Origin of the sequence: Bacillus sp. FSL M7-0558, assembly GCF_038003245.1 — a bacterium.
Lineage (GTDB): Bacteria > Bacillota > Bacilli > Bacillales > Bacillaceae > Bacillus > Bacillus pumilus.
Genome location: NZ_JBBOOU010000001.1, coordinates 3,111,978 through 3,124,467, shown reverse-complemented (window position 1 = coordinate 3,124,467; position 12,490 = coordinate 3,111,978). Strand labels below are relative to the sequence as shown.

The 12,490-nt window shown below is 41.4% G+C and carries 14 protein-coding genes and 1 tRNA gene; 10 read left to right on the top strand and 5 right to left on the bottom strand.

Annotation, left to right across the window (positions count from 1 at the left end):
• Nucleotides 1-30 precede the first annotated feature (30 nt).
• The 5 genes from rapZ to MHB79_RS15920 are packed head-to-tail and all read left to right on the top strand — an operon-like array spanning nt 31 to nt 3,913.
• A complete protein-coding gene (rapZ, locus tag MHB79_RS15940) occupies nt 31-918 on the top strand; it encodes an RNase adapter RapZ (RefSeq protein WP_044139397.1) in 888 nt (295 codons plus the stop codon).
• Nucleotides 919-1,878, top strand: coding sequence for a gluconeogenesis factor YvcK family protein (locus tag MHB79_RS15935; protein ID WP_058013616.1), 960 nt, complete (start codon nt 919-921; stop codon nt 1,876-1,878).
• Between the two features lie 17 nt (nt 1,879-1,895).
• On the top strand, nt 1,896-2,846 hold the full coding sequence (gene whiA / locus MHB79_RS15930; RefSeq protein ID WP_003213321.1) for a DNA-binding protein WhiA: 951 nt from the start codon (nt 1,896-1,898) through the stop codon (nt 2,844-2,846).
• Between the two features lie 26 nt (nt 2,847-2,872).
• Entirely contained in the window at nt 2,873-3,130 is a 258-nt protein-coding gene (locus MHB79_RS15925) for an HPr family phosphocarrier protein (protein ID WP_003212821.1), read from the top strand.
• Nucleotides 3,131-3,169: 39 nt separating this feature from the next.
• Nucleotides 3,170-3,913: an arylamine N-acetyltransferase family protein gene (locus MHB79_RS15920; protein WP_113387395.1), complete on the top strand. Its 744-nt coding sequence runs from the start codon at nt 3,170-3,172 to the stop codon at nt 3,911-3,913.
• Nucleotides 3,914-3,962: 49 nt separating this feature from the next.
• On the opposite strand, the gene MHB79_RS15915 is transcribed toward MHB79_RS15920, so the two are convergent.
• Both MHB79_RS15915 and MHB79_RS15910 read right to left on the bottom strand, forming a co-directional pair.
• Nucleotides 3,963-4,403 carry a ribonuclease gene (locus MHB79_RS15915; RefSeq protein ID WP_371869438.1) on the bottom strand — a complete coding sequence of 147 codons (441 nt, stop codon included), beginning with the start codon at nt 4,401-4,403 and terminating at the stop codon, nt 3,963-3,965.
• 232 nt (nt 4,404-4,635) lie between these two features.
• Complete coding sequence (locus MHB79_RS15910) at nt 4,636-5,613, bottom strand: 2-hydroxyacid dehydrogenase (protein ID WP_340990200.1); 978 nt, start codon at nt 5,611-5,613, stop codon at nt 4,636-4,638.
• Nucleotides 5,614-6,166: 553 nt separating this feature from the next.
• Here MHB79_RS15910 and MHB79_RS15905 point away from each other — a divergent pair.
• Together MHB79_RS15905 and MHB79_RS15900 are read left to right on the top strand one after the other, a co-directional pair.
• Nucleotides 6,167-6,748 carry a beta-class carbonic anhydrase gene (locus MHB79_RS15905; RefSeq protein WP_003213318.1) on the top strand — a complete coding sequence of 194 codons (582 nt, stop codon included), beginning with the start codon at nt 6,167-6,169 and terminating at the stop codon, nt 6,746-6,748.
• A gap of 37 nt (nt 6,749-6,785) precedes the next feature.
• Complete coding sequence (locus MHB79_RS15900; RefSeq protein ID WP_310025426.1) at nt 6,786-8,408, top strand: SulP family inorganic anion transporter; 1,623 nt, start codon at nt 6,786-6,788, stop codon at nt 8,406-8,408.
• Between the two features lie 28 nt (nt 8,409-8,436).
• Here the strand turns inward: MHB79_RS15900 and MHB79_RS15895 are convergent, their stop codons facing one another.
• Entirely contained in the window at nt 8,437-8,766 is a 330-nt protein-coding gene (locus MHB79_RS15895; RefSeq protein WP_003213115.1) for a MazG nucleotide pyrophosphohydrolase domain-containing protein, read from the bottom strand.
• 136 nt (nt 8,767-8,902) lie between these two features.
• Between MHB79_RS15895 and MHB79_RS15890 the strand changes: the two genes are divergently transcribed.
• Nucleotides 8,903-9,481, top strand: a complete 579-nt coding sequence (locus MHB79_RS15890; protein ID WP_034620142.1) for an LOG family protein — start codon at nt 8,903-8,905, stop codon at nt 9,479-9,481.
• A 64-nt stretch (nt 9,482-9,545) separates the two neighbouring features.
• On the opposite strand, the gene clpP is transcribed toward MHB79_RS15890, so the two are convergent.
• On the bottom strand, nt 9,546-10,142 hold the full coding sequence (gene clpP / locus MHB79_RS15885; RefSeq protein WP_024719872.1) for an ATP-dependent Clp endopeptidase proteolytic subunit ClpP: 597 nt from the start codon (nt 10,140-10,142) through the stop codon (nt 9,546-9,548).
• A 228-nt stretch (nt 10,143-10,370) separates the two neighbouring features.
• Here clpP and MHB79_RS15880 point away from each other — a divergent pair, with 228 nt between their 5' ends.
• Entirely contained in the window at nt 10,371-10,676 is a 306-nt protein-coding gene (locus tag MHB79_RS15880) for a TM2 domain-containing protein (protein ID WP_050944247.1), read from the top strand.
• A gap of 117 nt (nt 10,677-10,793) precedes the next feature.
• A tRNA-Arg gene (locus MHB79_RS15875) sits at nt 10,794-10,869 on the top strand.
• A gap of 229 nt (nt 10,870-11,098) precedes the next feature.
• On the opposite strand, the gene MHB79_RS15870 is transcribed toward MHB79_RS15875, so the two are convergent.
• Entirely contained in the window at nt 11,099-12,274 is a 1,176-nt protein-coding gene (locus tag MHB79_RS15870) for a multidrug effflux MFS transporter (RefSeq protein ID WP_340990198.1), read from the bottom strand.
• Between the last annotated feature and the right edge of the window lie 216 nt (nt 12,275-12,490).

Here is a 12,490-nt window from a genome sequence, read left to right as displayed (position 1 = left end):
CGTTTTTATAAAGAAGGAGAGGAAGCAGGCATGAATACACACAAACAAGGAGATATTCAGCTTGTGATTATTACAGGAATGTCAGGTGCGGGGAAAACCGTTGCCATTCAAAGCTTTGAAGATTTAGGTTACTTCTGTGTAGATAACTTGCCGCCATCACTTTTACCAAAGTTCCTAGAACTCATGAAGGATTCGAATTCGAAGATGAGCAAGGTCGCCCTTGTGATGGATTTACGCGGACGAGAATTCTTTGACAGCTTAGTTGCAGCCTTAGATGAAATGAGCGATCTTGGCTGGATCACACCAAGAATATTATTTCTAGATGCAAACGATAAGGTGCTTGTCTCAAGATACAAAGAAACGAGACGTTCGCATCCTCTTGCGACAACAGGTTTGCCGCTCGAAGGAATCGCAATGGAACGCGATCTGTTAGAAGAGTTAAAAGGCCGAGCTCAAATGATTTTTGATACATCGGATTTAAAACCAAAACAGCTTCGAGAAAAAATTGTCGCGCACTTTGCCACGACCCAAGGGCAGGTGTTTACAGTGAATGTGATGTCCTTCGGTTTTAAATACGGTCTGCCGATTGATGCTGATCTTGTATTTGATGTGAGATTTCTGCCGAATCCTTACTATATTGAGAGCATGCGTCCACAGACTGGAAACGATGAAGAAGTGCGTTCCTATGTAATGAAATGGAGCGAGACACAAAAATTCACAGAGAAATTAATTGACCTTCTCAGCTTTATGCTTCCGTCCTATAAACGAGAAGGAAAAAGCCAGCTTGTGATCGCTATTGGCTGTACAGGCGGACAGCACCGATCAGTGACGCTAGCGAACTACTTATCGGAGTATTTTAAAAATGACTACTACACTCATGTCACTCACCGGGACATTGAAAAGAGAAGCAGAAAATAGATGACGACACTTCCAAAGGTGGTCATTCTTGGCGGGGGCACTGGCTTATCTGTTTTGCTCAGAGGGCTAAAAACAAAGCCAGTGGATATTACCGCTATTGTAACGGTTGCTGATGACGGAGGCAGCTCAGGCAGACTGCGGCATGATTTGAATATTCCGCCTCCAGGCGATATTCGAAATGTCCTTGCAGCTCTCTCTGATGTTGAACCGCTTGTAGAAGACTTATTTCAGCACCGTTTTAACAAAGGGAATGACTTAACAGGCCACTCTCTTGGCAACCTCATTCTTGCGGCCATGACAAATATAACCGGTGATTTTTTTCATGCCGTCACAGAAATGAGCAAGGTCTTAAATGTGAGAGGAAAAGTCTTGCCAGCAGCGAATTCAAGTGTTGTTCTACATGCTGAATTAGAAAATGGGCAAGTGGTAACAGGAGAATCAAAAATCCCAACCTATGGTGAGCGAATTAAACGAGTGTTCCTTACACCCGATACGATTGAGCCGCTCCCAGAATCGATTCAAGTCATTCGTGAAGCCGACTTGATCGTCCTTGGACCTGGCAGCTTGTATACAAGTATCTTGCCAAACTTGCTTGTACCGCATATTGGCGAAGAAGTGATTCGTTCTAAGGCGAAAAAAGTGTATATTTGCAATGTCATGACGCAGCCAGGGGAAACGCTTTCCTACAGTGCAGCTGATCATGTGCAGGCATTAAACGATCATATGGTTCGTCCATTTATTGATACCATTTTTGTAAACAATAAAGAAATTCCAGAAGAGATCAAAGCAAAATATGCAGAAGAACAGGCACAGCCTGTACAGTTCGACACAGATGTACTCAAGGCAATGGGACTGGAAGTCATCCCAGGGGAAATCATTACATACGACCAGCATGTGATTCGTCACGACACGCTGAAAGTAGCCGCGCTGCTTGTCGACCTGCTGCATAAGAAAAAATAGGAATGGGGGTGGCAAGGATGTCATTTGCATCCGAAACAAAAAAAGAGCTGACTAATCTGGACGTGAAGGACTGCTGCACAAAAGCAGAGCTTTCTGCCCTCATCCGTATGAACGGTTCATTATCTTTCTCTAATCGAAAATTAATTCTAGATATACAAACAGAGAACGCAGCTATCGCAAGACGGATTTATACGCTGCTAAAAAAGAAATATGATGTCACAGTCGAGCTGCTCGTTCGTAAGAAAATGAGATTAAAAAAGAATAATGTGTATATTGTCAGACTGGTAGAACGAGCGAAAACCATTTTAGAGGATTTGAAAATATTAGGTGAGCAATTTGTATTTGAGCGTAATATTTCAGAAGAGCTTGTAAAGAAAAGATGCTGTAAGCGCTCCTATATGAGAGGTGCTTTTTTAGCAGGCGGTTCTGTAAATAATCCAGAAACGTCTTCCTATCACCTTGAGATTTTTTCACTATATAAAGAACACAATGATGCCCTTTGTGAGCTGATGAACCAATTTCATCTCAACAGTAAAACACTTGAGCGTAAAAAAGGCTACATCACATATATGAAAGAAGCCGAAAAAATCACCGAATTCTTAAGTGTTGTAGGTGCGCATAATTCACTTCTTCGCTTTGAAGACGTTCGGATCGTCCGTGATATGCGGAATTCCGTGAACCGGCTCGTCAATTGTGAAACAGCAAACTTGAATAAAACGATTGGTGCATCCCTGCGCCAGGTCGAGAACATTCAATTCATTGATGAAAAAATTGGACTTGATGCCCTGCCAGATAAGCTGCGAGAAATTGCAAAGCTGCGAGTCGACTATCAAGAGGTCACGCTAAAGGAATTGGGAGAAATGGTGGAAAGCGGCAAGATCAGCAAATCAGGCATTAATCACCGCTTAAGAAAGCTAGATCAAATTGCAGAACAATTACGAAACGGACAAGCTGTTACACTTAAATAGGAGAATGAAAAAGGGAGGCAGATCATATGGTGGAAAAAACGGTCACCATCCAGTTGAAAACAGGCTTGCAGGCACGTCCCGCTGCTTTGTTCGTACAGGAAGCGAATCGCTTTGGGGCTGAAATTTTTCTAGAGAAGGACGGAAAAAGAGTCAATGCGAAGAGCATTATGGGTCTCATGAGCCTTGCGATCAGCTCTGGGATCACTGTCAAACTGATAGCAGATGGTGCGGATGAACAAGAAGCCATTGATGCGTTAACTGATTTTATCAATCAAGAAAACTGAGTCTCTTCACAGACTCAGTTTTTTTAGAAGGGAATGAACATGATGCAATCAGCATTTTTACAAAAGATCGGATACGAAGGCCAGTCCATCACCTTTGATGACCTGCCTGCATTATTAAAAAAGATGGCCTACACCTTTCCATTTGAAAATAGATCTGTGCTGAACAAACAATCCTATGCCTTGAATCAAGAAGGATTGAAAGAGCATCTTCTTGAAGGAGGCAGAGGAGGTCTTTGTTACGATCTCAATCCTCTTTTATATTATGTGTTAAAAGAGGCAGGACTCGCTGTACAGCTCGTTCAAGGGACCGTGTATAACAAGGAAGCGGGCACATGGGCAATTGATGGTACGCACGTAGCCATGACGTTGAATCATCACAACGAACGGTATCTGATTGATGCGGGTTTTGGTGTGAATTTACCTCTTCAGCCTGTACCCTTTACTGAAGAATGGGTGGAAGGAGCGTCTATTCGGTTTCGAGTCAAAGAAGAAGAAACTGAAAAAGGTACGCATCTTCTCCAATTAGATAGAGGAGAAGGCGCTGAAACAGGCTATGCATTTACATTGGAAGAGGTGAGTGAGTCTACATTGGTCCAAATGAGAGAGGAGATTTATGAAAATGAAGCCTCTCCTTTTAACAAAAGACCGCTTGCTTCAAAGCTCACACCAACAGGACGTGTAATCGTCACCGAGAATCATGTCACTATACATGAACATGAAGAAGTGTCGAAAAAACCGCTGTCTCTGCCTTTTGAGGAATACGTGAAAACCCTGCTGCCATAAGTGGCATCAAAAAACAGCCCTGCGTCAAATGGGGCTGTTTTTTGATTGATTATCGAATCCGTGTGAATGTCGCGTAATGGTCTGTTGTTTTGTAAATGAGCCAGTCACTTGAATACACGAGGCGGTCAGCATTGCGGAAGCCTGAGACGTAGTTGATATCTGCCTCACGCCATGTGCGGCCGCTTGCTGAAGGAAGACGTCCCTCCCGGTTAGAGAAAACATCTCCACCGATGCTTTTGCCTGGGGCAACCTCTGCTAGATTTCCCTTTGATGCCACCCATCCAAGAGCACTTGCTTGTGATTTTGTGATGTAGTTATCAGGCAGTCGTTTGTAGCGAATCAAATAATCGGCTACACCATCAAACGTATTAATGACGGCAAGGGTATGAACATCTGATGTCAGTTGAATAGAAGCTGTTTCATTTGTGGCGGTCGGTGTAAGTGGTGTTTCGGCATAGGCTTGCTGCGGAATAAAACCAGAAAACAGAATAGCAGCGATCAGAGCAAACATAGTAAAAACCGAACTGATTTTTTTCATCTTCATCCTCCTATTAAGGAAATCGGAAGCTGTCCTCTTGATGCTTGTCTACCTCATATTATAGCACCCGAATATGAAGGAAATGTAAAGAAACAGGATCTTTGCTAAAATGAGGCTTTTTTCCTGATATCCTTCTATTGAAATAAATAAAAAGACGCAGCTCTGAATCCTGCGTCTTTTCCGATTAAGATGAAGCAAGCTCCTTCACAATATCTACAGGGGCTTTGCCATCAATTCCATGAATCACATTATGAATGGCTCGTTTCAGCATAAGATCCCGTGTTGTTTCAGTAGCGGAACCGATGTGGGGAACAAGGGTGACATTGTTCATTTCTTTGAAAGGATGATTCTCCTGAAGCGGTTCCTGTTCAAACACATCAAGACCTGCGCCTTTGATCCATCCCTCTTGAAGCGCTTGAATGAGGCTTTTTTCGTCCACTGTTTTCCCGCGGGAGATGTTTACAAATAAAGCCGTTTGCTTCATTAACTTCAATTCTCGTTCGCCAATCATATGATACGTTTCATCGGTCAGCGGTGTAATCAACACAATGATATCAGCTTGCTTTAGCAGGTCATCAAGTGTGCAATATAAAGCGCCATATGCTGATTCAGCCTTTTCATTCCGGCTGCGGTTATGATACAGAACATTCATATCAAAACCATGTGCAGCTCGTTTGGCGACTTGCTCTCCGATTCGTCCCATGCCAATAATGCCAAGCATTTGATGATGGACATCGATGCCAAAGATATCCTCTTCCTGTACAAATTTCGTCCATTTCCCCTCACGGATCAAACGATCAAGCTCGGCAATTCTTCGCGCAGAGGAAAGAATGAGTGAAAATGCAAGGTCAGCCACAGTATGGTCGAGTGTATGAGGCGTGTGCGTACCAATTACGCCTCTTTGGCTCATCAATTCTATATCGAAATTGTCATAGCCGACAGAGTTATTGCTCACTACTTTGAGTTTTGGTGCGTGATCTAATAGCTCTTGATCGATTTTCGTCCCAGACGTTAAAAGACCATCAGCATGCTGCAGTTTTTGAAACAAAATATCTTTTGGAATGGGGTCCTTGGATTGCCACACCTCGTATGTACAATGTTCCTTTAGTATTTCCTCAAATGAAGCAGGTAATGGTTTGGCGACAAAAATGTGTGGTTTCATTGTCAACTCGCTCCTTTCACATGATCATCTTGCTCCTTTTATTATAAAGCAACCATTTCGGCTGAACACGTTTGAAGGTTATCTGCTCAATATTTAATATACTAAAATAACGGAAAAGAGAGACATTTTCTTAGTGAAAAAGGGTATTCATATGCCATCTGATGCATTTTTTACTTAGATGAAAATCAGCTAATAGGAGTTGTGACATATGAAAAAGCCGGTTTTTCTGAGAGATTATCTGACAAACTGGAAAATAGATCGAGATTTTTTGATAGAAAAATGATTATATTTGAAACATATTAAACGGGAAGGTCGTTTTCTACTAAACCATTTCATCGTCTTTTGGCGAGTAGAGAACGATAGATTGAAAGGAAGACCGCGTCCCCCTTGCGATGAAGCGTAAATGAGAGAAAATGATCACATTTCTTCTCATCGTTTTCTCATTTTTTTCTTTTTTTTCTATCATTTTTCATCTTTATGCTTGAGAACACACGAAAGAAAAGGAGGACAGGCAGGAGCTTACGTGACTTATAAAAAGATGGGAGATGGCAGGATGGGATCAAAATTAGAACAGATTCTTCAGCACAATTCAAAGTTCGTACAAGAGAGACATTATGAGCCTTACAAAGCGGGGAAATTTCCTGAAAAGAAACTCGTCATATTAACTTGTATGGATACACGTCTTTTGGAATTATTGCCGCAATCCATGGGGCTACGTAACGGTGATGCGAAGATCATTAAAAATGCGGGCGCCATCGTCACACATCCTTTTGGCAGTGTGATGCGGAGTATTCTGCTAGCAATCTATGAGCTAAAGGCAGAAGAGGTATGCATTGTAGGACATCATGAATGCGGAATGGCAGGTCTTGCGGCAGATCCTTTACTTGAAAAGGCGAAAGCGCGTGGCATTGAAGAGAAATGTTTGAGCATTGTGAAAAACTCAGGAGTTGATTTAAAGGGATGGCTGACAGGCTTTGATTCGGTTGAAGAGAGTGTGTCCCAAAGTGTGAAATTGGTTAAAGAGCATCCATTGATGCCAAGTGATGTGGCTGTTCATGGACTTGTCATTCATCCAGCAACGGGAAAGCTGGATGTCGTTGTGAAAGATAATCAGATTGATGCGCAGTATACCTAAATCATCTACACATACTTGAAGGAGGCCAACACATACCATGCGTTTTTATGGAAGATTTGAAGGATATGATTCATCAAAATTTAGACGTGATTTAATCGCTGGGCTTGTCGTGGGCGTTGTGGCAATTCCTTTAGGCATGGCTTTTGCCATTGCATCTGGTGTCGGACCAGAATATGGATTATACACAGTCATCGTTGCCGGCATTTTGATTTCATTGTTTGGTGGTTCAAAGTATCAGATCGGCGGGCCGACTGGGGCGTTTGTTCCGATTTTATTTGGTATCGTCAGCCAATACGGTATCGAAAACTTACTCATTGCCGGTTTTATGGCAGGGTGTATGCTTGTATTATTCGGGATATTCAAACTAGGGAAGCTCATGAAATTTATTCCTCGTCCGGTTATCATCGGCTTTACTGCTGGCATTGCTGTCATTATTTTTTCAGGACAGATTGCCAATTTCCTCGGATTAAAGGGTGTTGAAAAGCATGAAAGCTTTTTCCTCAATATGAGAGAAATTGTGGTCCATCTCGGTACCGCAAACAGTCTTGCCATCATCACAGCTGTTATTGGGCTTATTGTGATTTTGGTGGCACAAAAATACATTCCCAAAATACCTGGTGCTCTATTAGGTCTATTGGCTTCAACGTTTCTAGCTGTTCTCTTTTTCCAAGGACAAGTTGAAACGATCGGCTCGGCATATGGGGAAATTCCTCGTCAGCTGCCAAGCTTTGCTTTTCCTGAATTAACGATTGAAAAAATGATCTACCTCCTCCCTCCAGCGATTGTCATTGCGCTTTTAGGCGGAGTAGAATCGATCTTGTCCGCAATGGTTGCTGATAATATGAAAGGCTCTAAGCATGATAGCAACAAGGAGCTTGTCGGACAAGGGATCGCCAATATGGCGGCACCGCTGTTCGGAGGAATTCCGGCGACTGGGGCGATTGCCCGTACGGCAACAAACATCAAAAATGGCGGAGCAAGCCCGATTTCAGGTGTTGTGCATGGCGTCGTCGTGCTGCTCATCTTAATGCTCTTTGCGCCATATGCGTCGATGATTCCACTTGCTGCGATGGCACCGATTTTAATGTTTGTGGCTTGGAATATGAGTGAGAAAAAAGAGTTTATCAATATTGTAAAAGTGAAAAATGCGGATTCCCTTGTACTTGTTGTGACCTTCCTGCTTACGGTCATCGGTGATTTGATTATTGGCGTCACCGCAGGTCTCATTTTAGCCTTTATCGCTTTCATCAAAAAAATGAGCCAGACGACCAGCATTCATCCAAACGTTGCGGTTCCCCAGATGGAAACAGCAGCTGCTTTAGAAAAACAGACAGACCAGCAAGGCATCAGTATGTACGCCATTGAAGGGCCGCTGTTTTTCGGAACAACAGATTCACTCGAAAATTCGATTCTTGACCATGTTCAGACAAAGCCGAAAACGCTCATTCTGCTCATGAATAAAGTCAACTATATGGACACATCAGCAGAAGCGGTGCTGATGAATATCTCCAATCGGTTAAAGCATCATAATGGCAAGCTGATGATTGTCGGACTTCAATCACAGCCGAAAGAGCTTTTGCACAGAACAGGTCTTTTCCATCATATTGGAAAACAGCATTTCTTTGAACGAACAGATGATATCTCACCACAGCAGCTATAAAGGTGGAAAAAAGCACGTGACGATGTGGTCACGTGCTTTTCAGTTCTGAAAAACGCTTTGTGAGTTTCTGTTGATGAGAGGAGAAAATCTCTTCTACTGTGACATCATAGAGATCGGCTAAAATAAGTAGATTCGCTAACACATCTCCCATTTCTTCAACGAGTTCTTTCTTCAACTCAGATGATTTTTGTTTTTGCTCGTCAGGCCGGTCACGTCCGATCTCGATGGCTCTAACAGCGCGAGCGAGTTCTCCTGTTTCTTCCATCAGGAACCCTAACCGGATAAACGGTCCGTATTCTGTCCAATTTCTCTTTTTGTAAAAATCCTTGATCCATTTCTCCATCTCATTTGTTTGCATTCTCTTTATACAGCTCCTTATATGGTGTGTACCTTTTGATTTTACACTATATATAGATGAAGCGGCTGTTTTTTTAAAAACAATTATAGTAGAATGAGTGGGTGAAGAAATCATAGAGAGAGATGGAGCTGTTTTGATGAAAACGATTTGTGTGTTTGCTGGTTCGAATCCAGGCGTGAAGGACGTCTACAAAGAAAAGGCTGTAGAGCTGGGGACTTATATGGCAGAGCATGACATCCGTCTTGTATACGGCGGTTCACGAATTGGATTGATGGGTGCCATTGCAGATGAGGTCTTAAGACATGGCGGGCAAGTCATTGGAGTTATGCCTAAGGGGCTTTTTAGAGGAGAAGTTGTACATCAAGAGCTGACAGAATTAATCGAGGTAACAGGAATGCATGAACGAAAAGCGAAAATGAGTGAGCTGGCTGATGGATTTATTGCGATGCCAGGCGGCTTTGGTACATATGAAGAATTATTTGAGGTGCTATGCTGGGCACAAATCGGCATTCACCAAAAGCCAATCGGCTTGTATCAAGTGAATGACTATTTCAATCCGCTCATTGACATGGTGAAGTTTAGTGTACAGGAAGGTTTCTCGAATGAATCACACCTCCAATTGTTACATGCCTCCAGCGAACCGGAGGAATTAATCACGCAGATGGCTTCTTATCAAACACCATCTCTTCAGCAGAAATGGACGGAGCTGTCTTAAAGTAAAGCGTATTTCAACCACAAAAAACCGTCTGTTCAAGGAGCAGACGGTTTGTTTTGTCATATTATTTTTGTTCTTCTGAATTACGGGTCAAGACTTTGTCAATGAGTCCGTATTGAAGTGCTTCTTCTGCTGTTTTGAAGTTGTCACGATCTGTATCGCGCTCAATGACTTCGATTGGCTGACCAGTACGTTCAGCAAGTACTTGGTTCAGTTTATCGCGTAAAGAAAGGATTCGTTTTGCCGCAATTTCAATTTCTGTTGCTTGACCTTGGGCACCACCTAGTGGTTGGTGAATCATGACTTCACTGTTTGGAAGAGCATAACGCTTACCTTTTTCACCAGCAGCAAGCAGGAACGCACCCATAGATGCAGCCATACCAATACAAATGGTTGATACCTTTGGTTTAATAAATTGCATCGTATCGTAAATGGCCATACCAGCTGTGATTGAACCGCCAGGGCTGTTAATGTAGATAGAAATATCTTTTTCTGGATCTTCAGCTTCTAAGAAAAGCAGCTGTGACACGATGGAGTTGGCAACATTGTCATCGATCGCAGAACCAAGCATGATAATACGGTCTTTTAAAAGACGAGAATAAATGTCGTAAGCTCTTTCCCCACGATTTGTTTGTTCAATGACTGTAGGTATTAAATTCATAATGTTCCTCCTTCACCTTTTAGGTAAGTATGTAATTCAATGATACATTTTTGGTCAATAAAGGTCAAACAAAACGCAATCAAAAAATTCGACAGCCACATGTTATTTTTCCCAAAATTTATTTTTCTTAAACCATGGAAAAGTTTTAAAAAAATATGGTAAAACTTTCTGTTATGAGGTAATATTACCTATGTTATTATTATATATAGTCAGAAAGAAGGAAGAATAGTGGATAATCTTTTGGAGAAAAGTAGTTTGACTGATCAACAGCGTATTGTTGTATCAACTGAACTTCAAGCCAAAAAAAAGTCGAAATTAGTTGTATTTATTTTGTGGTGGTTCCTTGGAGCTATTGCCGTTCATCGTTTTTATCTTGATGAAAAGAAAGGCTATGCAGTGACCATGCTTCTACTAGGATGGTTGACATTGTTCATTTGGCCATTTATTGATGGGATCATTTGTCTTGTCAAAACAGTGGATGAAGTAAATGAAAACATGGAACGAAAAATTATTGCATCTGTTAAAAGTGCATAAGTCGACATGTCTGCATCTTTTCGGTGCAGGCTTCTTCTTTGAAGTCATCAGAATATCATTGCTTTCTTGCAGCATTTCCCTTATAATTTGATATGCTGACGTTCAAAAACATATCGTGCGCTCGTAGCTCAGTTGGATAGAGCGGTGGTTTCCGGTACCACGTCTGCCGGGGGTTCGAATCCCTCCGAGCGCGTCTATAGTATCCGATAGGATTCGATTTATCATTTGTGAAAAAGCTTGAAAACCCTTTGAAATAAAAGGTTTTCAAGCTTTTTTATGTTTCTTGTGAAGTCAATTTGAATAATTCCTTCTTAGTTTTAAACCCCTTTTCGGATGGGTTTTTGTTTAGCACACTAGTATTCAAGTTTATTGTAGGGGTTTAACATCCGTTTACTACGAGATGCCTAATGCTTATTTTCGATTTATCTTTTTTTAAGCAGCGCGTCTTTTTTATAAAGTAAAGATAAACTTATGAAAAGCATAACAATCCCTAGTGTTAAGACATATAATGGCATTGCAAGGACTGTTCCGTTATGAAAAATGCTCATACCATAGACTGTAGCACTGACGAGTAAGTAATAACCTAAGCTAAATATCGCACCCGCAGAACCAATGACGTCTTGAAAGTCATTAAGCGCTAAGCTTAAACAGTTTGGTAACGCGGTACCTGTACCAAATAAAATAATGAACACACTAACAATCATGGCCGGCATTTGTAATGAAATTGGTAAAAAATGTACCGATGTAGCAAACAATGTACCGATGAGCATAATGACCAACCCGTGTACAATAATCTTCTCAGGTTTTGTATGGCTAACGAGTCTTTTAGATAGCATCGCACCTGCGATAGAAGCTAACGCAACGGTAATGCCTAAAAAGCCATACATCGCACTTGTTAGAGTAAAGTATTGCGTAAAAATAAACGGTGCTTCGGCATAATAACTAAATAATACACCGTAGCGCCATAGACGGGCATTTGTAATCATGCGCTTTACTATAGGTAGTAAAGGCTTCTTTTCTATTGTAGTAAGCGATGTTTCAGGTAAGCGTAGCAACGCATAACAAAATACAATAACGCTCATAGTAACTAACACCAAAAATACAACTTTAAAACCTAAATAATAATCGGTGAAGCCACCGATTAATGGGCCAATTGCAGGTGTGAAGGCAAGAGTAGCTGAAATTTGAGCAAATAGTTTATGACGTTCAACACCAGAAAAACTTTCACGTAAAATCGTTTGTGTCACGATAGAGCCGACACTTATACCAAATGCTTGAATAAAGCGCGCGACTAATAAAACCGCCATTCCATTTGCTATTAAACAAAGTGTGTTACCAACAAAATATAAAATAAGCCCATAAAGCATTGCTTTGCGACGACCGATGTTATCGGATAAACGCCCAAAGAAAAATACCCCGAAGGCAAAAGCGATAAAATACACACTCATCGTAAGCTGTGTATGACTCATAGAAGTTTCAAACGCTTCTGCGATAGAAGGTAATGATGGGCTAAAAATAGTTTCACTAATTTGTGGTACGCCGATTAATACAATTAGTAATAATAGGCTAGGTGTTTTGTTTCCGATGTTTTTTTTCAAATAATCCTCTCCTAGATAATAATAGGTTTGAAAGAAAAACATCGTAGCTCGGGAAATGGTGGCTTCACGAGTTTGATTCTTTCTAAAGCACTCATGAATTCACTTCCTTCCAATTAAAGATACACTGAAGATTATAACATTCAAAAAAATAAAGTGGTGCAACTCTATTATAAACAGCCCTTGTAAGTAGCTTCTAAGAAGTCATCTAATGGCTCT